At 59.1% G+C, this 23,603-nt stretch carries 22 protein-coding genes and 2 pseudogenes; 10 read left to right on the top strand and 14 right to left on the bottom strand.

Translation table 11 applies throughout. From position 1 onward, the window contains the following. Positions 1-204: 204 nt before the first annotated feature. The gene (gene nirK, locus JO965_RS15465; RefSeq protein ID WP_203439758.1) at positions 205-1,317 is read right to left on the bottom strand and encodes a copper-containing nitrite reductase; all 1,113 of its coding nucleotides are present in this window, start codon (positions 1,315-1,317) and stop codon (positions 205-207) included. A 301-nt stretch (positions 1,318-1,618) separates the two neighbouring features. Here nirK and hemN point away from each other — a divergent pair. Then, a pseudogene (hemN, locus tag JO965_RS15460) lies at positions 1,619-2,970 on the top strand (oxygen-independent coproporphyrinogen III oxidase). 74 nt (positions 2,971-3,044) lie between these two features. On the opposite strand, the gene JO965_RS15455 reads toward hemN, so the two are convergent. The 6 genes from JO965_RS15455 to JO965_RS15430 all read right to left on the bottom strand — a co-directional run bounded on the left by JO965_RS15455 (position 3,045) and on the right by JO965_RS15430 (position 8,728). Then, positions 3,045-4,955, bottom strand: a complete 1,911-nt coding sequence (locus tag JO965_RS15455; RefSeq protein WP_203439757.1) for a nitric oxide reductase activation protein NorD — start codon at positions 4,953-4,955, stop codon at positions 3,045-3,047. A 14-nt stretch (positions 4,956-4,969) separates the two neighbouring features. Next, on the bottom strand, positions 4,970-5,782 hold the full coding sequence (locus JO965_RS15450) for a CbbQ/NirQ/NorQ/GpvN family protein (RefSeq protein ID WP_203439756.1): 813 nt from the start codon (positions 5,780-5,782) through the stop codon (positions 4,970-4,972). Between the two features lie 64 nt (positions 5,783-5,846). Continuing rightward, the gene (locus JO965_RS15445; RefSeq protein WP_203439755.1) at positions 5,847-7,193 is read right to left on the bottom strand and encodes a cbb3-type cytochrome c oxidase subunit I; all 1,347 of its coding nucleotides are present in this window, start codon (positions 7,191-7,193) and stop codon (positions 5,847-5,849) included. A 16-nt stretch (positions 7,194-7,209) separates the two neighbouring features. Further along, positions 7,210-7,662: a cytochrome c gene (locus tag JO965_RS15440; protein WP_203439754.1), complete on the bottom strand. Its 453-nt coding sequence runs from the start codon at positions 7,660-7,662 to the stop codon at positions 7,210-7,212. A gap of 219 nt (positions 7,663-7,881) precedes the next feature. Continuing rightward, a complete protein-coding gene (locus tag JO965_RS15435; protein ID WP_203439753.1) occupies positions 7,882-8,154 on the bottom strand; it encodes a cytochrome C oxidase subunit IV family protein in 273 nt (90 codons plus the stop codon). A gap of 7 nt (positions 8,155-8,161) precedes the next feature. Continuing rightward, positions 8,162-8,728 carry a cytochrome c oxidase subunit 3 family protein gene (locus tag JO965_RS15430; protein WP_203439752.1) on the bottom strand — a complete coding sequence of 189 codons (567 nt, stop codon included), beginning with the start codon at positions 8,726-8,728 and terminating at the stop codon, positions 8,162-8,164. Positions 8,729-8,863: 135 nt separating this feature from the next. On the opposite strand from JO965_RS15430, the gene JO965_RS15425 reads away from it, so the two are divergent. Then, positions 8,864-9,019: a hypothetical protein gene (locus tag JO965_RS15425; protein WP_203439751.1), complete on the top strand. Its 156-nt coding sequence runs from the start codon at positions 8,864-8,866 to the stop codon at positions 9,017-9,019. Positions 9,020-9,039: 20 nt separating this feature from the next. On the opposite strand, the pseudogene JO965_RS49380 reads toward JO965_RS15425, so the two are convergent. The 3 genes and pseudogenes from JO965_RS49380 to JO965_RS15410 all read right to left on the bottom strand — a co-directional run bounded on the left by JO965_RS49380 (position 9,040) and on the right by JO965_RS15410 (position 10,526). Then, positions 9,040-9,732 (bottom strand): annotated as a pseudogene (locus tag JO965_RS49380) (NnrU family protein). A 204-nt stretch (positions 9,733-9,936) separates the two neighbouring features. Continuing rightward, positions 9,937-10,185, bottom strand: a complete 249-nt coding sequence (locus tag JO965_RS15415; protein WP_203439750.1) for a DUF2249 domain-containing protein — start codon at positions 10,183-10,185, stop codon at positions 9,937-9,939. Next, positions 10,185-10,526, bottom strand: a complete 342-nt coding sequence (locus tag JO965_RS15410) for a metal-sulfur cluster assembly factor (protein WP_203439749.1) — start codon at positions 10,524-10,526, stop codon at positions 10,185-10,187. Before JO965_RS15410 ends, JO965_RS15415 begins: the two co-directional genes overlap by 1 nt. A gap of 257 nt (positions 10,527-10,783) precedes the next feature. On the opposite strand from JO965_RS15410, the gene JO965_RS15405 reads away from it, so the two are divergent. Beyond that, positions 10,784-11,038 (top strand): DUF1858 domain-containing protein, encoded by a 255-nt coding sequence (locus JO965_RS15405; protein WP_203444209.1) that lies wholly within the window; start codon positions 10,784-10,786, stop codon positions 11,036-11,038. An 11-nt stretch (positions 11,039-11,049) separates the two neighbouring features. Here the strand turns inward: JO965_RS15405 and JO965_RS15400 are convergent, their stop codons facing one another. Next, positions 11,050-11,748 (bottom strand): Crp/Fnr family transcriptional regulator, encoded by a 699-nt coding sequence (locus JO965_RS15400; protein WP_203439748.1) that lies wholly within the window; start codon positions 11,746-11,748, stop codon positions 11,050-11,052. Between the two features lie 335 nt (positions 11,749-12,083). Between JO965_RS15400 and JO965_RS15395 the strand changes: the two genes are divergently transcribed. The 4 genes from JO965_RS15395 (at position 12,084) to JO965_RS15380 (ending at position 15,602) form a co-directional block, all read left to right on the top strand. After that, positions 12,084-12,539, top strand: coding sequence for a pseudoazurin (locus JO965_RS15395; RefSeq protein WP_203439747.1), 456 nt, complete (start codon positions 12,084-12,086; stop codon positions 12,537-12,539). An 80-nt stretch (positions 12,540-12,619) separates the two neighbouring features. Then, positions 12,620-14,065: a cytochrome c oxidase accessory protein CcoG gene (gene ccoG, locus JO965_RS15390; protein ID WP_203439746.1), complete on the top strand. Its 1,446-nt coding sequence runs from the start codon at positions 12,620-12,622 to the stop codon at positions 14,063-14,065. Beyond that, complete coding sequence (locus tag JO965_RS15385) at positions 14,065-15,246, top strand: NnrS family protein (RefSeq protein ID WP_203444208.1); 1,182 nt, start codon at positions 14,065-14,067, stop codon at positions 15,244-15,246. Before ccoG ends, JO965_RS15385 begins: the two co-directional genes overlap by 1 nt. Before the next feature lie 92 nt (positions 15,247-15,338). Then, on the top strand, positions 15,339-15,602 hold the full coding sequence (locus JO965_RS15380; protein ID WP_246776570.1) for a hypothetical protein: 264 nt from the start codon (positions 15,339-15,341) through the stop codon (positions 15,600-15,602). A 259-nt stretch (positions 15,603-15,861) separates the two neighbouring features. On the opposite strand, the gene JO965_RS49375 is transcribed toward JO965_RS15380, so the two are convergent. Beyond that, positions 15,862-16,161, bottom strand: coding sequence for a PilZ domain-containing protein (locus JO965_RS49375; RefSeq protein WP_203439745.1), 300 nt, complete (start codon positions 16,159-16,161; stop codon positions 15,862-15,864). Between the two features lie 103 nt (positions 16,162-16,264). After that, positions 16,265-16,927, bottom strand: coding sequence for a response regulator transcription factor (locus JO965_RS15370; RefSeq protein ID WP_203439744.1), 663 nt, complete (start codon positions 16,925-16,927; stop codon positions 16,265-16,267). A gap of 759 nt (positions 16,928-17,686) precedes the next feature. On the opposite strand from JO965_RS15370, the gene JO965_RS15365 reads away from it, so the two are divergent. The 3 genes from JO965_RS15365 to JO965_RS15355 all read left to right on the top strand — a co-directional run bounded on the left by JO965_RS15365 (position 17,687) and on the right by JO965_RS15355 (position 22,506). Further along, positions 17,687-18,385, top strand: coding sequence for a response regulator transcription factor (locus tag JO965_RS15365; RefSeq protein WP_203439743.1), 699 nt, complete (start codon positions 17,687-17,689; stop codon positions 18,383-18,385). A 34-nt stretch (positions 18,386-18,419) separates the two neighbouring features. Then, complete coding sequence (locus tag JO965_RS15360) at positions 18,420-21,044, top strand: ATP-binding protein (RefSeq protein WP_203439742.1); 2,625 nt, start codon at positions 18,420-18,422, stop codon at positions 21,042-21,044. 97 nt (positions 21,045-21,141) lie between these two features. Further along, entirely contained in the window at positions 21,142-22,506 is a 1,365-nt protein-coding gene (locus tag JO965_RS15355; RefSeq protein ID WP_203439741.1) for a pilus assembly protein TadG-related protein, read from the top strand. A 125-nt stretch (positions 22,507-22,631) separates the two neighbouring features. Here the strand turns inward: JO965_RS15355 and JO965_RS15350 are convergent, their stop codons facing one another. Further along, complete coding sequence (locus JO965_RS15350) at positions 22,632-23,603, bottom strand: type II secretion system F family protein (protein WP_203439740.1); 972 nt, start codon at positions 23,601-23,603, stop codon at positions 22,632-22,634.

Here is a 23,603-nt window from a genome sequence, read left to right as displayed (position 1 = left end):
AAAGTGGCCCCGGTTTTCCGCGCTACCGATGCGCTCACCAGGAATGGGAGCATCGGATGGATCCCAAAAGTGCAAATCCACTTTTGGGTCCGATGCTCTAGCGCGAAGTCGAACGCTTCAGAGCGTATTGCCATTCCATCGGGCCAAATGAGCGGCCCCGGATTTGTGCCCGGGGCCGCTCACATTCAGCATCTTATCATCGGATTAGTGGCCGCCGGTCGACTGGGCCGATTTCTGCGGGTTGTAGTCCTTGAAGATCGCTTCATCCGGCGGACCATCGACCTGGAGGATGCCGGCCAGTCCGCGCTCGACGCGGCTCAAGGCATGGTCGACGAGGATGTAGTTGCCGGGCACCTCGACCTTGAAGTCGACCACGCTCGCGCCGCCGGGAGGAGTGGTGATCGTCTGCACGTCCTTCAACGGCGAGCTCAGCGAGGCCATCGGATAGGCCTTGTCGAAGATCTCGCCGATCACGTGGAAGGACGAGGTGTAGTTCGGGCCACCGACGCCGAAGTAGATCCGCACCGTCTCGCCGACCTTCGCCTTGAGCGGGTTTTTCTTCAGGGCATCGGTGCTGCCGTTGAAGATGAAGTACTCGGGACGCTCACTGAGGAGCTTGTCGATGCTCTCTTCCGCATGGCCCTTCGTGCCGAAGGCCTGCTCGGTGTAGATCTCGCCCTGCATGACGTAGAACTCGTGATCGACCTTCGGAAGCCCTTCCTCCGGCTCGACCAGGATCAGGCCGTACATGCCGTTGGCGATGTGCTGAGCCACCGTCGGGGTGGCGCAGTGATAGACGTAGAGGCCGGGGTTCAGGGCCTTGAACTCGAAGCCACGGGTCTCGCCCGGAGCCGCTTCCGTGGCCTTGGCGCCGCCACCGGGGCCGGTGACCGCATGGAAGTCGACGTTGTGCATCATGACGCTGCCATCGTCATTCTTCAGCTTGACCTCGACCGTGTCGCCTACGCGGACGCGGACGAAAGGACCGGGGACTTTATTGTTGAAGGTCCAGTAGAGATAGGTCGTGCCATCCGCCAACTGGCCGGTCACCTCGGTGGTGTTCAGATCGACCTTGACCCGCTGCGGGCCACGTTTCCCGATGGGGCCGGGCAAGTCGGTGGACAGGCGAACGATGTTCATGGGGGTCGCAACGGTTCCGCTCGCGCCGGAATGGCTGTGCATCTGAGGTGTGGCTGCGGCGAGCTTGTCGCCAGCATTGGCTGCGAGCGGAGAACCGAGCCACGCCGCGGTGGCAAGGGCTAAAACGGCAGCGGTCGCAAGCAGCGGCCGGCGTCCCGAGATCTTCAGAGCATTCATTGTTGCCTCCTTTATGGGACCGCCTGGCGGATCGGAATTGGTCCGTCATCGGATAGCCAAGGTGTACTCCTCAGTCGCGGGGGCTATTTGTTGCAGCGCAAATAGGAGGGCGAAAGCGCGGCCTTTCGCCAAAATCATTCCAAACCGCTCCGACGGATCCAGCGCTTGCTACGGCCGAGAAACGGATTCCGGTCCAATTGAGGAAGGTCAATGAACGCGCTGGCTATTTCCCGTAGACGTCATCGCATGACATCGACGCGAGACACCTAAGGTGGCAGGCGTCCCAACGAGAGCTTTCGCGATGAGAGAGACCCTGAGAGCGCAATACGGGGAGGAGCGGCTTCCTCGTTACACGAGTTATCCCACGTCACCGCAATTCTCAGACGCAATACAGCATGAGACCTATGCGGAGTGGCTCGCCGCCCTGCCGGGTGAAACAACAGCCTCTCTCTACCTCCATGTGCCGTTCTGCCGCTCCATGTGCTGGTATTGCGGCTGTCACACCACGATCACCCAGCGGGACGCCCCGATCGTCGACTACCTGGAGATCTTGCGCCGGGAAATCGGGCTCGTCGCGGACCGCCTGAGCAGTCCTCTGCCGGTGCGCCACGTGCATTTCGGTGGCGGAACGCCGACTATCATGAATCCCGCCGAGTTCCTCGGCCTGATCGGCCTGATGCGGCAAAAGTTTTCATTGGGCGGTGATGCCGAGATTGCGGTCGAGATCGATCCGCGCACGCTCACCCGCGCCATGACGGCGGCGCTCGGAGAGACCGGCGTCTCCCGGGCCAGCCTCGGCGTGCAGAGCTTCGATCCGGTGGTGCAGCGCGCGATCAACCGTATCCAGGTTTCGAGCAGACGGCGAGGGCGACAGAGGGGCTGCGGGTCGCGGGCGTGCGCGGCATCAACTTCGACCTGATCTATGGCCTGCCGCATCAGACGGTGGAATCCTGCGTCGACACGGTGCGCAAAAGCGTCGAGCTGCAGCCCGAGCGCTTCTCGGTCTTCGGCTATGCGCATGTGCCCACATTCAAGAAGCACCAGCGCAAGATCGACGAGACTGCGCTGCCCGACGGCGAGGCGCGCTATGCGCAGGCCGAGGCCATCGCGGAGGCGCTCATCGCGGCCGGCTACCGCCGGATCGGGCTTGATCACTACGCCTTGCCAGATGACTTCATGGTTCAGGCTCAGGTCGACGGCGTTCTGCACCGCAATTTCCAGGGTTACACCACGGATCCAAGCGATGTCCTGATCGGTTTCGGCGCCTCGGCTATCGGACGGCTCGCGCAGGGCTATGTTCAAAACGAGGTCGTGCTGGGCCACTACGCCGAGCGCATCTCAGAGGGAGAATTGGCGACGGCGAAAGGCTATGCCCTGACAGCAGATGACCGTCTCAGGGCCGACCTGATCGAGCGAGTGATGTGTGACTTCCAGGTCGACGTCGCGCAGGTCTGCCGCAGGCACGCAACCGAGCCGGAGTCCCTCCTGGGGTCGATACCGCGGCTCAAAGTGCTCGAGCAGGACGGCGTCATCCGCCTGAACGGGAATGTCCTCTCGGTGAACGATGATACCCGTTTCCTCGTCCGCACCGTGGCATCCGCCTTCGATGCCTATCTCGGGCAAGCGGGCAGAACCCACAGCCGCGCTGTTTAAAGAATATCTTGCAAACCAAATAGGGTCGGCCATCAATGAATGACGGCCGACCCTTTTGCCTATCCCGGATTGTCCTACCTCGCGAGTTGGCGGTAGATCGCCGGTAGTGCCGAGGGAAGTTTCGCCACTTGGCCGACGATGGCATAGCCGCCGCGGCCGAAGAGGTGCGGGAAATATGATTGCGCCTCACGGTCCACCGTCACGCCGAACACGGTGATGCCTGCACGACGAGCTTCGATGACGGCGCGGCGGGTGTCCTCGATGCCGAAGCGGCCTTCGTAATGGTCGATGTCGTTCGGCTTGCCGTCGGTCAGGACCAGCAGAAGCCGCTGCCGGTTCGGACGCTTTGCCAGTCCGGCCGTCGCATGGCGAATCCCTGCACCTATGCGGGTATAGTAGCCAGGCTTCAGGGCCGAGATGCGTCGTTCCACGGTTTGACTCATGGGTTCGTCGAAATCCTTCACGGTTTCCACGCGCACCCAGGAGCGCCGGCGCGAGGTGAAGGTCAGGATGGAATGGGAATCGCCGCAGGCTGCCAATCCGTGCACCAGGACCATCAGAGCCTCCTTCTCGACGTCCAGCACACGCTTGTTGTCGATCCACGCATCCGTCGAGAGCGAGACGTCGACCAGCAGTGTCACGGCCAGATCGTGCGCTTGGCGCTTGCTGGCGAGGTGAACGCGGTCCGTGCCGGATCCACCTGCCACCAAGTCACTGCGGGCGCGGACCAGCGCATCGATGTCGAGTTCCTCACCATCGGGCTGCGCCCGCAGCATTTCATGCTTAGGCCGCAGCGCCTCGAATTGGCGACGCACGCGCCGGATGCGGCGTTGAGCCTCCTCGTCGGCCTCCCAAGTCTCGCCTTTGTCCGAAGCACGCGCGGCTAACACACGGCAGTGGTTCGGCAGGTAGGCTCTGCGGGTATAGTCCCACTCCGGATAGGTCAGGTCCGCCGTCAGGCTCGTCGTATCGACGGCCTCCGGAGGGAGATCGAGGTCGAACTTGAGCTTGGTCGCCGGCTTGCCCATGTGCTTGGCAAGCGGAATCTCCTCCATTTCGTCAAGGGCCTTTTCCGCATTCTCGTCTTCATCATCCGAGGGGCGGTTGACGTTGACCATTTCAGCCATTGCCAGGATCTTCTCGAAGCGATTGAGCACGAATGGATCGCTGCGCCGTGTTTGGTCGGCCTCGCGTCGCGCCGTGAAACGCTTCCGCGTGTCGGAGGCAGCAAGAGCGCTCTGTCCCGCCGGTTCGTCGCTGTTGCGGCCCGATGCTTCTGCCTCGCGCGCCCAGCTTTCACCCCAAAGCGGAACGGGTAGGAAGGGTTGGTATCCCGCCGGCGCTTCAAGCGGCAGACCTGCATCACCGATCATCATGTCCCAAAGGGGAGGTGGTCGGGCGCTCTCATCTCCGAGAAGGGAGAGCACGACTTGTTCGATTCTGTTCTCCATAGCGGGAAGGGGACGCTGCGGTCGCGCCTCGCGCATCGCTGCGCAAAGTTCCTCGTACATTTCGGTCAGGCCGGGGCATGCCTTCAAAACCGTGGCGGTCGTCCGCCGAACCCGCTGAAGAGTAAGGAGATCCCGGCGGAGCGGATCGGCCTCGACAATCGGGGTCGTCGGCACATAGGCAAAGTAGGCTCCAAGCCACAGGTACAATGAGCGATTGAGCATGCTTGATGGAAATAGCTCAATCCTTGGTGGCAGGAAGAGGGTTGCCGTGTCGCGTCCCGGCTGCTCCATCCGCTCCTCGGCGATCCCGATGCGCTGGCGGAAGTTCAGACGGTGGGCCGAGGCACGGGCGGAGATGCCCGCAAGCTGCACACCTGCCTCGCCGCCGAGGCCGCGGAAGAACACCGCCAGTTGTGTGCGAACCTCGTCAAGGGACACGCCGAGCCCGGGATACCTTGGATAGGTGGCCGTACGGCCGACCAGCTTATGCCAAAACTGGCCGACGGTTTCTTCGAGTTCCAGGAAGTCGAGCATGACGGATCTCCAAGTCAGCCGAGCGTCGCGCGAGCGACCTCGATCAGAGCCTTCTTGACGTCAAGGTCGTCGGTGAGGGGCTCGATCATGGAGGCCGTCACGGCTTCTTCCGGCGCGACGCCCGCGGCGATCAGCGAAGCGCAGTAGACCAGCAGCCTCGTCGAGACGCCTTCCTCCAGATCCTGGCCCTTCAGTGCCCGCAGGCGGCGGGCCAGCAGCAGGAGCGGACGGACGCGATCTGCGGGCAGGCCACTCTCGGCAGCGACGACAGCGATCTCGTGCTCGATTGGGAGGAAGTCGAACTCGATGGCAACGAAGCGCTGTCGCGTCGAAGGCTTCAAGGACTTGAGCAGGGTCTGGTAACCCGGGTTATAGGACACGACCAACATGAACGAGTCCGGCGCCTGCAGTTCCTCGCCCGTGCGGTCGAGTGGCAGGATACGCCGGTCGTCGGTGAGCGGGTGCAGCACGACAGTCACGTCCTTGCGCGCTTCCACGATCTCGTCGAGATAGCAGATGCCGCCTTCGCGCACGGCGCGGGTGAGGGGGCCGTCGGCCCACACGGTGTCGCCGCCTTTGAGGAGGTAGCGGCCGGTGAGATCGGCGGCGGTGAGGTCGTCATGACATGAGACGGTATGCAGCGGCAGTCCGAGCCGGGCTGCCATGTGCGCCACAAAGCGGGTCTTGCCACATCCTGTGGGGCCTTTCAGCAGCAGCGGCAGGCGCTTGCGCCAGGCGAGCTCGAATAATGCGCATTCGTTGCCGGCTGGAACATAATAGGGCAGCTCGACCGCAGGTTCGGGAATCGCTTGCAGGAGAGGCTTCATCGGTCAAGTCCTTCGGGATGAAATTGGAAGGGCGGGGTGGCCGCAAACGGTCACCCCGTTGCACTCATTCGGCAGGCTGCAGGCCTTGTGCCAGTTGCGGAGCCTTCTCACGCCCGGGAACGAACACCGCGTAGATGAACATCAGCGCTGAGATCAGCACGAACACGCCGGAGCCAAGACGGATCCAGTAGAACAGCGCAAGCTGGTCCTGGACGTCCATGTACGATTGTCCAAGGACACGCTGCAGATGCACCTGGATGACGCCGGCGAAGGTGAGCGCGAAAGTCATCACCGACATCGCAGTGCACATGATCCAGAAGCTGATGATGCTGAGCATCTGGTTGTACGGAGCTCGGCCGAGGATCTGCGGCATCGCATAGGCCATGACGGCGAGGTTGAGCATCACGTAGGCGCCGAAGAAGGCAAGGTGGCCATGGGCGGCGGTGACCTGTGTGCCATGGGTGTAGTAGTTTACCGATGAGAGGGTATGCAGGAAGCCCCACACGCCCGCACCGAAGAAGGCCATCACCGAGCAGCCGATCGACCACAGGAGCGCCGCACGGTTGGGGTGACGGCGGCCTGCTTTCCAGGTCATCTGGACCGTGAAGATGATCATGGTGAAGAAGGGCGCGACCTCAAGCGTCGAGAACAGCGAGCCGATCCACTGCCAGTAGCCGGGAGCGCCGATCCAGTAGAAGTGGTGACCCGTGCCGAGGATGCCCGAGAACAGCGCCATGCCAACGATGACATAGAGCCACTTTTCCACCACTTCGCGGTCGATGCCGTTGAGCTTGATCATCAGGAAGGCGAGCACGGAGGCCATGATCAGCTCCCACACGCCCTCGACCCATAGGTGCACGACATACCACCAGTACATCTTGTCCACGGCCAGGTTCGACGGGTTGTAGAAGGAGAAAAGGAAGAAAATCGCCACGCCCCACAGGCCGAAGAGCAGAATATTGGTGACGACGGTCTTGCGTCCTCTCAGCGCCGTCGTGGTGATGTTGAACAGGAACATCAGGCACACGACGACGATGCCGACCTTGATGATGAAGGGTTGCTCGAGAAATTCGCGGCCCTCGTGGATCTTGAACATGTACCCGACCACCGCGATGCCGGCGGCGATGAAGAACATCCAGAACTGGAGTTTGGCGAGGAACGGGCTGAAGAGCTCGTTCTCTGTCTCCTCGGGGATCAGGTAGTAGGTCGCACCCATGAAACCGATCAGCAGCCATACGATCAGCGCGTTGGTGTGGATCATCCTGACGACGTTGAACGGCAGCAACTCGGACAGCGTGTTGGGAAGAACATAGATCGTGCCGGCAAGAACGCCGAACAGGACCTGGGCGATGAACAGGCCGAGCGCTCCATAGAAGTAGAGCAGGGCCACCTTTTGCGTCTGGTATTTCATGATGATGTTTCCCCTCTCAGCCGGCCTTGTTCGGCGGCCAGCTTTGGGTCTTGATGCGACTGGTCCATTCCAGGAAGTCGGCAAGATCGTTGAGTTCCTGGTCCGTCAGATTGAACTGGGGCATCTGGCGGCGGCCCTCGATGCCGGTCGGTTGCGCGGCCATCCAGGCCTTTAGCGTCTCGCGGGCTCCGGCTGGGTCCTCCTTCCCGCTATAGCGATCCCAGACATTGCCGAGCTCCGGCGCGAAGTAGGCGCCTTCGCCCAAGATCGAGTGGCAGTTGATGCAGGAGTTCTTCTCCCACACATGCTTGCCGCGGACGACGGAGGATGACAGCGTCGACGTGTCTGTCGATGTGGTGTTCATGTAGTAGTGGCTGTGGGCCGTCAGGCCCACGAAGATGGCGAAGAAGAAGAACGAGCCCCCGTAGAACACGTTTCTCGCCGCCGATTTGGTGAGGACTTCAGCCATCACGCGATCCTTTCTGAGTTGGCAGGCGGGCGCGGCTCATGCCGCGATACAGGTGCTGCCCTGGAGGACTGCGGGATTGGGACGTGCCGACGATGGAGCGGAACATGGATGGTGTCTCGTAGGGAAGTTGCTGGCCGCGAGCAGCGGATGGTCAGCAACCTATAGAAGCGGGTGGAACGCTCTTTGTTCTGGCACAAGCTTCAAGGGGAAGTGGTCAGGTCAGCCATGCAGCAGGGGAATAGCCGCGGCAATCCAGGCCGATACCGCAATCAGGACCAGCCATGAAGACAACAGAGTCCGCCAGCCGGACGGCACATGACGGAGCTTGAGGAAATCCATCAGCATCCACCGCCCCTTGGCGACGGCAGCTGTGAGTACGAGGCCACTTCCGGCGATACTTCCTGCAGCCGAATGCGAGGCAATCATGCTGAGGAGAGTGAGTACGACGAGGACGATCCAGGCGCGCGTGACATGGCGTACTGTAATCCGCATCGTTGCCTCATCCGATCAAGTAGATGAGCGGGTACATCACGACCCAGAGCAAATCGACCGTGTGCCAGAACGAAGTGCCGGTCTTCAGGTTGTCCAGGCTGTCATGCAGCGTAACCGCCGCGATGATGACGATTCCGAGCACGACATGAAGGAGATGGAAGCCAGTCAGGAGAAAGTAGAGAGTGAAGAAGGTATCCGTCTCGAGGCCGATCCCGGCCTTGGCCTTGGCTGCGTATTCTACGATTTTGATGACTGTGAAGACGCATCCTAGGGTTGCTGATCCAATGAGCAGCATGCGCGCTGTTTTCCGGTGTCCGATAGACCGGTGCTCCACGGCCAGCGCGGCCAGCCATCCGCTGGTGATCAGCACGAGTGTGTTCACTCCCCCAAGGATAGGATCGAGCTGTGCCCGGCCTGCCGTGAAGACATCGGGATGAACGGCTCCCGTGACGGCGAAGGTCACGAAGAGCAGGCCGAAAGTCACGACCTCGGTCAGGATGAGCACCCACATCATGGGGTGCCCCGGCAGGTCGGACAGCACGCCCCAGGATCTATCCTCTTGCGCAGCGTTCATTATTCCAGTCATTCCGTCATTGCCGCATCAACCCTTATGTCCGGCATCGGGCGTTCTCCTTGCGCTGTCGCAAACAAGTCCCAGACATTTCGGTTCATAGGTGGACGAAACCTCAGAGCAGGAGAAAGACGTATTATGAGCGATGCACAGGTCGGACTGGTGATGGCGACGCCCCTCATCGTCATATTCGCCGTGATGCTTCACAGGATGGGGGTGCTGCGCCTAAGCGGCACGATCGCTGCCGTGATAATGTCCGTCGCCATCGCAATCGCACTCTTCGTGACGCAATAGTGTCCTTCTGCTTCTGTCGCCTAGCTCATTGAGAGAAGACCCGAGAGCGGGTCGGGGCCGATGAGGAGCGCGTGACCCTGGAGTACGAACCAAGCATAGGCAGCGATCGCGGCCAAGGCGGGCAGGATCAGGGGACGCAACGATCTCGGTCCGGAACGGCCCCGCGCCATTGCCAAGAATGGGATGATTGACGTTCCGGCGCTGCGTGCATTCCACTGCGCGAGGCCCATACGCTTGCGAGCCTTGAAGTCGAGAAGCAGGAACCCGACATTCGAGAACGCGACCATCCCGCCGAAGAGTAGGATCGCCACGAGGGTGCCGTTCGCCGGGATGTGCGACGCGGCCCAGATTAGGAAGCCCCCAGAGCACAGGATGGCGCGTGACGGCGACGATAGAGCCCGGCTTCTCACCGCTCCGCAGCGAGATGGAGAGCGGGTTCGGCCACATCAGGCCCGCGATGACGAGAAATGCGGCGAACGGCATGGCAAGGAAGGGATATGCCACTGCCAGGGGGCAGGATCCCAGAGGAGGATTGTCTCTGCCCGCCGAGCGGCCACGATGAGCCAGCCGAGCAAGCCGAGAGACAGGACCGAATAGACCATAAGGTACATTGTCCTGCCCATCCTTCCGATCAGATGCGACCGAAGGCCGGGACTTGCCGGTATCAGGTGAGCCACGAGGAAGGCGAATAGAGCAAGATAAAACTCGGTCATGGCTGATGTTTCAGACGGTCCATGCAGTTACAAAAAGCTGACTAGGTCATCGAGTTTCACGGATCTGGCAGACTTCAACGGAGAATGACGGGATCGGAAGGCCAGGATCCCGCCAGTTTGATATGGGATTGCTGCACAGGACGCGGACGGACGATGTAACAGCTTGAGCGACGCCCCGAAGGAGTCACTCCCGGAAGGCATCCGTCAGGCAGCTTCGCGGCTGATGCGCACCTGCCAGAGCTCAGGTCCATTGACAATGTAATCCCAGTCGAACTTGCCCGGGTAATGAACACCGAATTGGTACAGGAGTGGCCTCGGGTCGTGGTCATTCACAAGTAGGAAGCTCTCGCCCGGTTGGAGTTGGTCGAATGTGCTGAAGATCAGAGGGTGACGCATCCGCGGCGTGATCTGGCGGACATCGATGACAGTCTCGGAAATGTTGCAGGTGCACATCAGAAATCACTCCTTGGCGAACGGCCGAGCAAACGCCGACCACGATCCGTAATGAGGTCCGGGCTCCAGGGTGGGTCCCAGACGAGGCTGACATCGATGGAGGAAACATCCCTAAACCGGCGCTGGAGGCGCTCCCGCGCGTCCTCGGCGATCATTCCGCCCAACGGGCAGGCGCGTGTCGTCAAGGTCATGGCAACCTGGATCGCGTCGCTGGTGCGGGAGGCGCCGTATACGAGGCCCAGATCCACAACACTGAGGCCGAGTTCGGGATCCAGAACATCCAGAAGACACTCCAGAACATCCGGATCCACGGCAAGAGCCGTCGTGTGAGCGGCCTTCATGGGGGCGTCCCTCCTTCGATGGCTGGAACCATCATCCACCAATGCGGGAGCTTCTTTGCCCCACGTCAAACAGAATGCACCTAGCGCATCGTGCGGAACCGAATGTCCACATCAGCGAAAAGTGGATCCGGTTTTCCGCTTCCTATGATGCTCTACGTGCCGGCATCCTTCGCCTCGTTGATGCCGCGCAAAGAAGGACAGCAGGAAGGTGAGAATATGGGTTCATGTCCAATCGAACCATCAACGCGGAGGCCACGATGCCCGTTGAAGCCACCCAACTCGTCGATGATGTCATGCGGCGCTGGCCCACGACGATCCGAGTGTTCCTGAACCACCGGATGCACTGTGTCGGGTGTCCGATCACCTGTTTCCACACGGTGGCCGATGCCTGCCGTGAACATGGCGTGGATCAGGTGAAATTCCTTTCGGAACTGAGTGCCGTCATCAAGGGACAGGCTGTCACCTCACCTGAGTCTGGACCCAAGGCAATCGTGGCCCGCTGGCCTGCATGAAGAGAACAGGCTCAGTTTGATGGAGCCTCGGCAAGAAGAAACAGCTTGTGGGGGTTCCGGATCGAGATCCTTTGGCGTCCGCTGTCGACGAGCCCCTGATCCTCCCACGCGCTGAGGAGGCGGCTGACCGTGTGAAGCGTAGTCCCGGTCATTTCCGCGACGTCCTGCCGCGAGATTGGAAAGTCGATCTGAATTCCGTCCTCGCCTTTCCGTCCGGCCTGCTGGACGAGGCGCAGGAGTGCATGCGCAACACGTCTCTCGACCTGCTCGGTTGACATCTCGATGACACGGGTATGTGCGTCCTGAAGACGGCTTCCGACCGTCTTCATCGTATTCACAGCAAGAGACGGATGCTTCGTGACCAGACGGGGCCATGCCGCAGCTGGCCAAATGAGAGCGACACTGTCGACCACGGCAAGCGCCGTTGCCGGGTATGTCGTCCGCCCCATGGCCACGGCGATGCCAAAGATCTCACCCGGCGTTACGAAGCGGACAACGACCTGCTGCCCGTCGGGCGTGACTTTCATGACCCGCAGGTGACCGTGAAGCAGGATGAAGAAGGAGTTGGCCTCCTCGTCCTGTTGGAAGACGCTCGAACCCTTCGGATAACGGATCGACTGCGCTTCCCGAAGGATCTCGCTGAGCGCATCCGTCTCTACTCCCGCGAAGATCGAGAGATTGGCCACGAGTGACTTATCCAGGTTCGGCATTCTGCGAGTCCCATCTCCCACACAGGTGTCACGCTGATCACTATCCTCGGCGACGAAGAACGTCGTGCCCTTCCGCTGCGCAAGGTTGCCAGGGATCGACCCCGGGCCATCGTCAGACTTCCTCTCCGGAATCCCCTACACGGACAGCCGGTCGGGCGAATTGATGTATCTCAAATGGCATAAACCTTCTCAGGGCACTGATCCGGGGTGTTCAGTCCTTCCGACAAAGAATGTCTGCGAGTTTGCGGCAGATCAAACAGGGCACAAGCGACGAGGACTATGAGTCCTCCTCAAGAGCCGGTCCGGCTCGCAGGTATCACATCAGGAGAACAATCATGCGGAAGGTTATCGTGCTCGGCGCCCTCGTGGCAGCTCTCGGCTTCGCCGGCGCCGTCAATGCTGCCGAGGTCGAGGTGAAGATGCTCAACAAGGGCACCGAGGGTGTCATGGTGTTCGAGCCGGCCTTCGTGAAGATTAACCCAGGCGACACGGTGAAGTTCGTTGCGGCCGACAAGGGTCACAACGTCGAAAGCATTGAGACGATGCTGCCGGAGGGCGGCAAGGCCTTCGTCGGTAAGATAAACGAGGAACTCGCGATCACCTTCGACAAGGCCGGTGTGTATGGCTACAAGTGCAAGCCGCACTATGGCATGGGCATGGTCGGCATGGTCGTCGTCGGCGAGCCGGCGAATGCAGATCAGGCGAAGGCCGCCACCCACCCCGGTAAGGCCAAGCAGGCCTTCAGCAACCTCTTCGATAAGCTCGCTGCAACGAAGACCGCCGCGAATTAACGGCGTGTCTGGAGAGGCCCTTGCGCTGCCGCGGAATGGTTACTGCGGCGGCGCCAAAATTTTCATTTTCATCGTGCCCGATGGCCACTCTCGATACTAGCTTCAAGCCCGAGCGGGCCCACCTGCATACTCCGAAGCGCGGCACCATCACGGAGCGGGTCGTTCCACAATCCGTCTCCGGCCGCTACCGACGCCTGAAGTGGATCGCGCTGATCGTCTGCTTGGCCGTCTACTATGCCTTGCCGTTCATTCGATGGGCCCATGGCCCCGGTCAGTCTGACCAAGCAGTGCTTCTCGATCTGGAGCGTGGACGCCTCTACATTTTCTTCATCGAGATCTGGCCTCAGGAGGTCTACTACCTCACGGGCCTGCTGGTGTTGGCGACGCTGGCTCTCATCTGGCTCAATGCCGTCGCGGGGCGGATCTGGTGCGGCTACTTCTGCCCACAGACTGTCTGGACCGATCTCTTTCTGCTCGTCGAGCGTTGGGTCGAAGGCGACCGCAGGGAGCGGCTGAAGAAGAAAGGGGCACCGCTCACGTTAAGGCGCACTCTTGAGATAACGCTCAAGCATGCGGTCTGGCTTCTGATTGCCATGCTGACCGGAGGAGCCTTCGTCCTCTATTTCATCGATGCGCCGACGCTCCTGGTCGACCTTGCAACAGGCCGCGCCTCCGCCATCGCCTATGCCTGGGTCGGCATACTGACCTGCACCACCTACACCTTGGCCGGCTTCGCGCGCGAACAAGTCTGCACCTGGATGTGCCCCTGGCCCCGGCTTCAAGGCGCGATCTGGGACCCCGAGGCGCTGACGGTCAACTATCGCGATCACCGGGGCGAGCCCCGGGCCTCCGCTAAGAAGGCTCTCGAGCTGAGGGCGAAGGGTGAGCCGGCCGGAGATTGTGTGGACTGCATGCAGTGCGTGAATGTCTGCCCGATCGGCATCGACATTCGAGAGGGCCCTAACTTCGCCTGCATCAACTGCGGCCTGTGCGTCGATGCCTGCGACGGGGTGATGGTGAAGCTCGATCGCCTGCGCGGTCTTATCGACTACGAGGCCTGGACCAACATCGAGCGGGAGCGCAGGAACGAGCCTATCCGACAGCGTGTGATCCGACTGAAGTCCGTGAGCGTTGGGTTGTCCATCGTGGCACTCGCCGGCGTCATGGGGGTGAGTTTGTCGATGCGGAGCGACGCCAAGATCACTGTAGTCCATGACCGCAACCCGATTGCCGTAAAGCTGTCGGACGGTCGTATCCGGAACGGCTATGCGGTGAGGCTTTACAACAAGGCGGATGTGGAACGCTCGTTTGAGCTGACGGTATCCGGGCTGCGCGATGCATCCGTGGAGGTGGTCGGCGAGGACGGACCGGTGAGTGCGGCCTCCGATGCGACCCGTGAGTTGCGGGTGCCCGTCACGACCGCCGAGGTCGACAGGCAATCCATAATCTTCACGGCAATAGATGTCGAGACAAGACGCGCCGTGACGGCCCAGGACGTATTCATTCCAGCTGAAGGAGGCCGATGATGGCCCCGATCCCACGTCTGCGCGACTATACCGGACCCGCGCTCCTCTCCTACGGCTTTCGGCCGTTTTTTCTCCTCGGCTCCCTCTATGCTGGCATCGCGATCTTGGCATGGCTGCCGATGTTCTATGGAGAGCTGGAGCTGTCGACCACCTTCGCACCACGCGACTGGCACATCCACGAGATGCTCTATGGCTATCTTCCGGCCGTAATCACGGGTTTCCTGCTGACAGCGGTTCCGAATTGGACCGGGCGCATGCCGCTTCAGGGACGGTCACTGCTCATTCTCGTGCTCGTTTGGGTGGCCGGGCGTGTCGCTGTCACCACCTCGGTCTGGATTGGCTGGGAGGCAGCGGCCGTTATCGACAATGCATTCCTGCTGCTTGTCGCGGCCGCAATGGCCCGCGAGATCATCAAGGGAAAAAACTGGCGCAACCTCAAAGTTCTGATCGCATTCAGCATTCTCACGGTCGGCAACATCGCCTTCCACGCCGAGGCTCATCTGCTAGGGGCCGTGGATTACGGTCCCCGTCTCGGAATCGCAGCCACCATGATGCTCATCATGCTGGTCGGGGGGCGCATCATCCCGAGCTTCACGCGCAACTGGCTCTCGCGGGAAAATCCTGGCCGTCTACCAGCGCCATTCGGACGGTTTGATTCGATCTCCATGATTGCAGCCGGCGTAGCTCTCCTAGCGTGGATCATCGTGCCGGAGGGGAGCGTGACCGGAGCGGCGCTGATCGCCGCAGGGCTGCTCCAGGCAGTGCGGATGGCGCGCTGGGCCGGAGAACGGACATGGCGAGACCGGCTCGTTCTCATCCTCCATGTCGCTTACTTATTCGTGCCGCTCGGTTTCCTTCTGACGGGACTGGCTTCCTTAAGGCTTCTCCCGATTGCGGCCGGGATCCATGCCTGGACCGGGGGAGCCATGGGGGTAATGACGTTGGCCGTGATGTCCCGGGCAAGCCTGGGGCACACGGGCCGAGTGCTTGTCGCGTCCGCGCCTATGCAGGTGCTCTATCTCTTGCTCGTCACCAGCGCGCTCGCACGGATCTGCGCTGCCATCCACCCTGGCTGGAGCGATGCGCTGCTGCATGTCGCCGGAGGCGCATGGGCAGCCGCTTTCGTCGGCTTCGGGGTGGTCTACTGGAACATCTTCACCCGCCCGCGCGCGACGTCGTGAAGCGGGTAATGGGCTGGTCCGCGTCGCGCCGGTTTCAGTTGGACTGAGGCTTGTCCTGCTTTGGACGTTGTTTATGTCGGAAGGGATAGAGCATGCAGTATCGTCGTTGTCTTCCACGACATCGGATTTGGATGCGCTGCTACTTCCATCTCGTGAGCGGCCACAATGTGATCGCCGACGACACCGGGATTGATGTGGCCAACCTTCAAACTGCAGAAGCTGAAGCCCGCAAGGCCATCCAAGAGCTTCGCCGGGAGGGCGAAGAAGCTGACGAGATATGGGACGATTGGCAGCTTAACGTCGCCGATGCCGCGGGTCGCGTGTTGTTGTCTCTCCCGCTGAAGGCAGTGCTCTAATCACTCTGGATCGTTACACCCCGTACCCACCACTTCGCTCTTGCCACTCATCTGCACCGCCTCAATGCCGTGTCGGAATGGAGAAACGCGGCAGGGATCATCGTTTGAGCCAGTCGAGCGGTCGAGTTGCCCTCGATGTACCTGATGTCAGTTAATGTGACATCGCCTATGAATCTTCATCAACAACGCTCGCCGGTCATCATTGAACCATGTCAGGTACAGTATCGCATAAGCAAGTCAGCAGTTCAGTAGTTGAGTACTATCCGCCGACTGTACCGCTGCTATTCCTTGGAGCGACTGTTCCCGCGGTGAATGCGATACCGTGAGTGGTTCCGCGGCTCCACACCAAGTGCGCCGAAACTTGTACATCTCGGGTTGAGATTAATAGTTCGAACTCTTGCGGAAGATTGAAAACACCATCAAAAGAAACAGCCGCTCCTGCATCTGAGAGGTCTTTCACAATACAGTCAAGGACCGAAGAGTTGTTGTTGAAGACAAGCTGTCCCTTCAGAAAGGTACGCCGGCGCCTGCTTGAACGACGCTCATGTTCGTCACTCATCAATCCCTCCAAATGTTGATCACAGTTTTGCGGAGGGATTGAATCAATGACAAGTCACGGTTGTGGAGTGTCAACAACTTCCCCGAATACATTCTTCTCAGCATTAATTTAGAAGAAGCTGTGAGCCTGCGGCCGCGACCGCGGCCCGTGATCGAGCCCCGAAGGCGCGGAACAGTGCCGCTATATGGATCTTGATCGTGCCTTCACTAAGCTTCAGAGCCCGTGCGATTTCCTTATTCGATTTGCCATGCATCAAAAGCCCAAGAACCTCTCTCTGGCGTGTCGGGAGACGGATGACCTGGTGCTTTCCCGCCGAGGTCTCGTTTAGCGCTTCCTGCTCATCCGAAGGAGACGGGATCGCCGTGACCGACGATGGGATGTAGATTATCTCGTCCATGATCAGTTTCAGCGCCGCCGTCAGATCCGCGGGGCTGATGGTCTTCAGTACAAAACCGTGAACGCCAGCCTCAAGTGCTGCCAGAATGTCCTGTCTCTTGTCCGACGTCGATATGATTGCCAGCCGGAGAGCTGGGAAACGCTGACGCAATGCGGTTAAACAAGCAGGACTCTTGAGGCCGGGGATGGTGCGTTCAAGTACCGCCATGGATATATTCGGTTCTTCTGAGAGATGTTTGACTGCCTCATCGAGAGAGGTTGCTTGTACGACTTTAGAGAATCCTAGTTGATCTCTGAGAATGCTGTGCATGGCTAGTCGGAAATACTCATCCCCATCAGCAATTATTGCTGCTCTGCTAACCTTACTCATTCGCCACCCCTTGTCAGACCCGCAAAAGGCTGAGCTGTCGGGTAATGAGCCCTTACAAGGCGCATAGAGGATCAATGCTGATGCCGGATGGCTCCTCAAATAAAGCTTCTTGTTAATCTTGGAACCGGCGTAATCAGACCATCCATCGTCCTACCCTTCGGGGTAAATCATAAGATTCAGCGACTAAAATTTGCAACGAAATCTTACACTCTCTTAAGGAGTAGTCCCAGACCGGAGGCCGATGTCGGTTCTTGTTGCAGCACTGAGGATTTTTCGATGGCTTGGATGATTGTATCTCCGTGTGAAGGAGTCGATCAATTGTTCCCACGACCTGAACCCATGTCCGGTCACCGGAATGCGTCCAAGCCAGAGCGAGCGCGGGTCGGGTAGTGTCGACGGTGCCTGAGCAAGTTGCGGTCGCTCATGAAGGCAGACCCCAATCTGGAAAAGCCACTAGGGTTTCTTTGGTAATGCTAAGCAAATGATGCGGTCGCAGGAATACTAACCTAAGGGTACTGCAGATAAGCAGGGCAGCTTAACCATGTAAAAACTAAGTAGATTTACATATAGGCGACAATTTGGTGCTATAGTATAGGAATAAGCGGTTGGGCTGTTTGCCGGGTTTTGCTGTGTTCGATCGGGATCGGTGTGGTATTTTCATATTGAGGTCGATGGGGCACGATCGAGCCAGAATAATGCCAAGAATGGAGTGCAGTTCTTCGGTTAACGGTCGGACGATTTCTTTGTGGGGGCAGAGTTATGAGTTCGTCGGGGCGCGTCGGTCTGGTGGCGGATGATGATGCGTATTTCCGCATGGCAGTTGGGACAATTCTTAACCGCCAGTTCGGATTTGCAGATGTTGTCGAGGCGGCGTCGCTCGATGAGGCGTTGGACTGCTTGAGCGAAAATGCCAGCATTTCGACTGCTCTGTTTGACCTCTCCATGCCAGGAATGCGAACCCCTGCAAATCTGCGGGCGGTTCGAGAGTGTTTTCCTGATACCCGAATCGCCGTAATCTCGGGCTCAAGTTCGCGTAGGGACATCCTTTTGGCTCTCGAAGCGGGCGTCCATGGCTATATGCCCAAGAGTTTGAGCATCAAAGACCTAGCAGGGGCCCTTAAGACCGTTTTTGATGGCGGAATATATGTTCCCGCATCGCTGGCCGATATTTCGTCCATGCCAGTGCAGCCAATGGTCCAAGAGCCCTCCGAGGCTGCGCTCCCTGATGGCTCGAAAACTGCTCCACCGCTGACACCACGTCAGCAGGACGTGCTCGATCTTTTGATCCGAGGCAAGAGCAACAAGGAGATTGCGCTGGCCCTCGGCCTTGGAGAGGGCACTGTCAAGATCCACATGGCAGCCATCTTCCGCTACTTCGGTGTGAATAACCGCGCCGCAGCCGCTGTTGCAGGTGCGCGCCCTTATCCGAACCGCAAGCGCAATTTGCTCGGTGGCTGATAGTCGCAAGCGTTCCTGCCCCCAGAGGATCACCATGCGAGCACGGTTGCGGCTTCGGTGGCTCGATCGGAACAGTCTCCTGTGGCGCTTTCTTCTGATCGGTATCGCCGCCCTCGCGCCTTTGAGCGCGGCCCTGGTCCAATTTGCCAGCAATGAGCGCAGGGTGGCTGTTACCGCGACCCGAGAGCGGACCGAACTTCTGGCGTCATACGCACTGGATCGACAAAATCAGGTCGTTGACGAGGCTCGGGCCGCCTTGCGATTTCTGAGCCATTCACCCGAGGTGCGCTCCTTGGGGGCAGAATGTGAGCAATTCCTGCAGCGCTACATCTCACTGCATCACTGGATGCACTCGTTACGTCTGTCAAATCCGGACGGAAGTGAAGCTTGCAGTGCTCGGAGTACGGCGAGCACCTTCAATCCGGCTGGGCGGGAGTTCTTCGTCAAAGCCCTGCGCGAGCAGCGATTCGTCCTCAGTGACTTGGCTGCTGATCAAGAGACAGGTGCTCTCCAGATGATAGCTGCAGCACCCGCGTTGGACGGCAATCAGACTGTCGGAATCCTGTCTGTTGGAATGACAGTAGACATTCTTGGGAACCACCATCCGGTTCCGCTCGGCTCGGTCCCTGAAACCACGGTGCTTGTTGTAGATCGCAAAGGATATCTGATTGCGCATCAGCCTCCGAACCTGGATCTCGTAGGGACTTATATCGGCGATAAGCCAATGATTCAGAAGGCTCTTGAGTCCTCCCAAGAGGCTGCAGAGGTTCCGGATCTGTCGGGCATTTCGCGATACTTCGTCTTTCGCCCCCTGCCTGAGACCGATGCTGTCTTGGCTGTTGGCCTGAACGAGGCCTCCGTCGTCGGGGCTATTAATGAAACGCTGCGTTACCGAGTTGTCCTGATCACTCTCATCATCGGTGGATCCCTCCTGCTTGCGATGCTCGGGGTTGAATGGCTCATCCTTAAACCATTGCGGATGCTCGTGCGAACGGCCGAGGCTCTTGAGTATGGCGATATTGGCAGCCGCTCCCCCCACAGGGGGGTTGGCGAAGTCCGGCTTCTTGAGCGCGCGCTCAACCGCATGGCAAAAGCTGTCACGGATCGCGAGCGCGACCTGATGGCGGCCAGGGATATCGCAGAAAAAGCTTTGAGCCAAGCCAACAGCGCCAGCATGGCCAAAACGAACTTTCTCGCCTCCATGAGCCATGAGATCCGAACGCCTCTGAATGGCATCATCGGCTATACTGAGCAACTGCTCGGCGAACCGCTGAACCCGAAGCAACGGCGATATACCGACCTCATTCAAGTCTCTGCTTCGGCCCTGCTCACAGTGGCAAATGACATTTTGGATTTCTCGAGCATAGAGGCCGACCAGATCAAGCTGCAGCTTGAGCCGTTCCCACTGGTTGCGCTGGTGGACAATACGGTGTCCATCGTGAGCAGCGGCGCTGGTAAAGAGGGAGTTCCAATCAAAGTTGACCTGGATCCGCGAATTCCCAGGTTGCTCATAGGTGATGAGGCGAGACTTCGGCAGGTCCTGCTCAACTTGCTGAACAACGCCGTCAAGTTCACGCGCGAGGGGCATATTACAGCAGTTGCACGACATCTAGGCAGTACTGATCGCGGAGAGCGAATCCGCATTGCTGTCGTTGATACTGGGATCGGGATTGCACCAGAGCAGCACGAACGCCTTTTCAAGCGGTTTTCTCAAGTGGATCCATCCGTCCGGCGAGAATTTGGAGGAACGGGGCTGGGCTTGGCCATCAGCAAGCGTTTGGTGGAACTAATGGAGGGCGAGATCGGGGTTGAAAGCCAGCTCGGGAAAGGTTCAACCTTCTGGATTGAACTCGTACTGCCAAGCACCACGTCGATACCGTTGGAGCGGTATGAAGGCGAGATGCCTGTCGCTGTGGCTCCCGCTCGCGTACTCGTCGCGGAGGATATCGAGATCAATCAGGATCTCATGAAGATCCTTCTAGAGGGCGCAGGTCACCGGGTGGATCTCGTTTCAAACGGCGATGAGGCAATCGCCGCCGTTCAAGCGAGAGCCTACGATTTGATCCTTATGGACATTCAGATGCCCGGCATGGATGGCATTACGGCAACCAAGATCATCCGCGACCTCGATCACCCCTATAGCCGGACCTTTATCGCCGCTATGACGGCCAATGTCCTGCCGCAGCAGATCAGGAGTTTCCTGGAGGCCGGTTTCGATGATCATATCGGTAAGCCCATCAGGCGGGATCAACTCCTTCGCAAGCTGAGCGAGTGGCTGCCGCAGATAAGGGAAACTGGCTCAACAGCTGCGATGCAGCCCCAGACGGATGCCTTTGACGAAAGGAACTTCAAGGATTTCGTCGATATGATGGGTCAGGACCGCGTCGGGCTTTGGCTCACACGTCTGGAGGAACAGCTGATGAGCAGCTTCCTCAACGACATGGATTGTGAGCCGAATTTTCGACAGATCGCCAACAACGCCCATGCAATCACGTCGCAAGCAGCCCTCCTGGGTTTCTCTCAGCTAGCGGAGCTCTGTACGAAGCTTGAGCAAGCCTGTCTCGCCGGCGAGGACGTGATGCTGCTGCTTGAGGCTGTCCGCTGCGAGGCGAGGCGGGCCTGCGAAAAGATTGAATGGCTCAGCAAGGTCGTAGCCTGATGGCTGGCCTAGGCCATTCAGTTGAATGGAGTGGCGCGGCCAAATCAGACACCATATGGAGAAACCTCGGCAACCCTCCTGACAACCCCTTGCACCGATGATGCTCGAAAAGAAACTTATGAACCGTCTGTGCTCCTGGGCTGGCGACGTGAAGTCGGGCCTCGGTAGGCTGAAAGCCGACGACCGCGGGGCCGCCGCGGTGGTTATGGGACTTGTCTCGCCCATTCTGATCGGCGGGATGGCACTTGGTGCGGAGACAGGCTACTGGTACTATACGCAACGCAAGTTGCAGCACGCAGCCGATGTGGCGGCCCACGCTGCGGGCATACGCAAGCGCGTTGGCGACAGTCAGATGCGTCTTGAGACGGCAGCGCTGCAGGTTGCCACCATATCTGGCTTCGTTCCCGTCAAAGTCGCTGAAGGACAAACGCAAACCGTCACCAATTTCGCAGTCCACAATCCGCCGCAGAGCGGGGCCTATACGAAGCAGTCCACGGCAGTTGAGGTCAATCTCTACGAAACACATCCGCGGATGCTCTCGTCGATTTTCTCTGACGACCCGATCCGCATTGCGGCCCGTGCCGTCGCCAAGCTGGAAGGCGGATCTCCAGCCTGCGTCCTGGCGTTATCCGAGACCAAACAGAAGGCGATTGAAGTCTCCGGCAGTTCCTCGGCAACTCTGAAGGACTGTAGTGTTGCAGCGAACTCTGTCCAGCCCGATGCCTACTACATGCCCAACTCAACGGCTTATCTGTCCGCCGATTGTATCAGCACGGTTGGAGAGGCTGCCATCAAGAACCCCAGTCCGGATCTTCTCGATTTGAAGGTCTGCACCAGCGTCCAGGAGAATGCACCGAAAACGCTGGATCCCTACGCTGACGTCTTGGAGCCGAACTTGAGCACAGCTCCGGCGTGCGAAGCGAAGAACAAGTTCGATGGTCCGGTGACAATTGCTCCGGCGACTGGAAACATCATGCGATTCTGTAACGGTTTGACGCTCAAGGGGGCAATCACATTCAAAGAAGATGTGCTCTACATTATCGATGGAGGGGAACTCAAGATCACCGGGGGGGAGCTCCACGGAGACAGAGTCACGTTCTTCTTTGCCAATGACGCGACAGCCGATCTCGCGGGACGACCTCTCCTTGATCTCTCTGCACCTTCGACAGGTCCCTATGCTGGTCTCCTGTTCTTCAGCTCCCGGTGCGATCTGTCCCCAACCACCTGCGGCGAGGTGTTCAAGATCACAGGGAATGTTGGCTCGACAGTTCAAGGGGCTCTTTATCTGCCGGGCTCGGCGGTCGAGTTTCTTGGAAACTCCGAGTCGACGAACGATTGTCTGCAAGTGATAGCCGACAAGGTGACCTTTACTGGTAACTCGACCATCAAAATGGGTTCAGCATGCAGTGCGGCAGGAACGCGAGATATTGTGATGGGACAAGTTGTCAAGCTGGTCGAGTAACTGCTTGATGCCCTTTTTCTTGGCTTGCGCTTCATTTGGGTGCGGACAAACCACGATCCAATCGCCCCGACCGTGGACCTTCGTTCGTTTCGAACTAGGCGCGAGCAGACAGCGGTAGTTGGGCTTTATTTTACGCCCATGATCTGGATGACGGCAGGCGTGATGATGATAGCGAAGAGGACCGGCAGGAAAAACATGATCATTGGCACGGTCAACTTGGGAGGCAAAGCGGCCGCTTTCTTCTCTGCGTCGCTCATGCGCATATCTCTATTCTCTTGAGCCAGCACACGGAGGGAATGGCTCAAGGGGGTGCCGTACTTCTCAGCCTGGATCAAGCTTGTAACGACACCTTTTACTCCATCTAGGCCGGTCCTCTCCGCCAAATTTTCATAAGCCTTGCGACGGTCCTGCAGATAGGACAGTTCTGCGGTCGTCAGGCTCAGTTCCTCGGCCAGTTCTGGGCATTGTGTGCCAATTTCCTCGGCGACCTTGCGCAGGGCGCTCTCAATGCTCATGCCGCATTCGACGCAGATCAACAGAAGATCGAGCGCATTCGGCCAAGAACGGCGAATAGCTTCCTGGCGTTTGACAATTCTGTTCTTCAGATAAAACCATGGAGCATAATAGCCGATCCATGCGACAGCCACGGTGATACCGAGCTTAATGAAGAGCGGCTGCTGAAGGCGCAGAATCATGAATACGTAGACGGTCGCGAGAAGAAACATCCCCAAAGGCATCAGAGCTCGTGTGGCCAGAAATGTGACGACCGGCCCTTGTCCGCGGTAGCCAGCGAGGCGAAGCTTCCGAACCAATTCTCCATCTTCGAGCTGCTCTTTGAGATTGAATCGGTCGACAATTTCCTTGAAGAACTTCCTTGGCTCTTGTCTCAAGGACAATTGCCGTTTGGCATGGTTGAGTCTTGCCCGCTCGCGCAAGCGGATGCGCTCCCGTTCACTCGCAACCTGCGCCATACGAGCGCTGAGCTGATCTCGGGAGAAATAGGGCCAGGATACTACGAGCACCGAAGCGGCGACGGAGATTCCGGCAGAGACCATCAAGAGCAGGTCATGGTTCATTGAGAGGAGACCAAGATCCAT

The organism is Microvirga sp. VF16 (genome assembly GCF_016864375.1).
Lineage (GTDB): Bacteria > Pseudomonadota > Alphaproteobacteria > Rhizobiales > Beijerinckiaceae > Microvirga.
This window is presented reverse-complemented; position numbering and strand designations above follow the sequence as displayed.

Bases quoted from the DNA above. Each gene is read 5' to 3' on its own strand.
- JO965_RS49375 (WP_203439745.1), bottom strand. From the start codon at position 16,161: ATGAGTGACGAACATGAGCGTCGTTCAAGCAGGCGCCGGCGTACCTTT.
- JO965_RS15360 (WP_203439742.1), top strand. From the start codon at position 18,420: ATGCGAGCACGGTTGCGGCTTCGGTGGCTCGATCGGAACAGTCTCCTG.
- JO965_RS15385 (WP_203444208.1), top strand. From the start codon at position 14,065: ATGGCCCCGATCCCACGTCTGCGCGACTATACCGGACCCGCGCTCCTC.
- JO965_RS15450 (WP_203439756.1), bottom strand. From the start codon at position 5,782: ATGAAGCCTCTCCTGCAAGCGATTCCCGAACCTGCGGTCGAGCTGCCC.
- JO965_RS15430 (WP_203439752.1), bottom strand. From the start codon at position 8,728: ATGAACGCTGCGCAAGAGGATAGATCCTGGGGCGTGCTGTCCGACCTG.
- JO965_RS15380 (WP_246776570.1), top strand. From the start codon at position 15,339: ATGCAGTATCGTCGTTGTCTTCCACGACATCGGATTTGGATGCGCTGC.
- JO965_RS15350 (WP_203439740.1), bottom strand. From the start codon at position 23,603: ATGGATCTTGGTCTCCTCTCAATGAACCATGACCTGCTCTTGATGGTC.
- JO965_RS15365 (WP_203439743.1), top strand. From the start codon at position 17,687: ATGAGTTCGTCGGGGCGCGTCGGTCTGGTGGCGGATGATGATGCGTAT.
- JO965_RS15425 (WP_203439751.1), top strand. From the start codon at position 8,864: ATGAGCGATGCACAGGTCGGACTGGTGATGGCGACGCCCCTCATCGTC.
- JO965_RS15410 (WP_203439749.1), bottom strand. From the start codon at position 10,526: ATGAAGGCCGCTCACACGACGGCTCTTGCCGTGGATCCGGATGTTCTG.
- JO965_RS15445 (WP_203439755.1), bottom strand. From the start codon at position 7,193: ATGAAATACCAGACGCAAAAGGTGGCCCTGCTCTACTTCTATGGAGCG.
- nirK (WP_203439758.1), bottom strand. From the start codon at position 1,317: ATGAATGCTCTGAAGATCTCGGGACGCCGGCCGCTGCTTGCGACCGCT.
- JO965_RS15440 (WP_203439754.1), bottom strand. From the start codon at position 7,662: ATGGCTGAAGTCCTCACCAAATCGGCGGCGAGAAACGTGTTCTACGGG.
- JO965_RS15435 (WP_203439753.1), bottom strand. From the start codon at position 8,154: ATGCGGATTACAGTACGCCATGTCACGCGCGCCTGGATCGTCCTCGTC.
- JO965_RS15455 (WP_203439757.1), bottom strand. From the start codon at position 4,955: ATGCTCGACTTCCTGGAACTCGAAGAAACCGTCGGCCAGTTTTGGCAT.
- JO965_RS15355 (WP_203439741.1), top strand. From the start codon at position 21,142: ATGATGCTCGAAAAGAAACTTATGAACCGTCTGTGCTCCTGGGCTGGC.
- JO965_RS15405 (WP_203444209.1), top strand. From the start codon at position 10,784: ATGCCCGTTGAAGCCACCCAACTCGTCGATGATGTCATGCGGCGCTGG.
- JO965_RS15370 (WP_203439744.1), bottom strand. From the start codon at position 16,927: ATGAGTAAGGTTAGCAGAGCAGCAATAATTGCTGATGGGGATGAGTAT.
- JO965_RS15415 (WP_203439750.1), bottom strand. From the start codon at position 10,185: ATGTGCACCTGCAACATTTCCGAGACTGTCATCGATGTCCGCCAGATC.
- JO965_RS15400 (WP_203439748.1), bottom strand. From the start codon at position 11,748: ATGCCGAACCTGGATAAGTCACTCGTGGCCAATCTCTCGATCTTCGCG.
- JO965_RS15395 (WP_203439747.1), top strand. From the start codon at position 12,084: ATGCGGAAGGTTATCGTGCTCGGCGCCCTCGTGGCAGCTCTCGGCTTC.
- ccoG (WP_203439746.1), top strand. From the start codon at position 12,620: ATGGCCACTCTCGATACTAGCTTCAAGCCCGAGCGGGCCCACCTGCAT.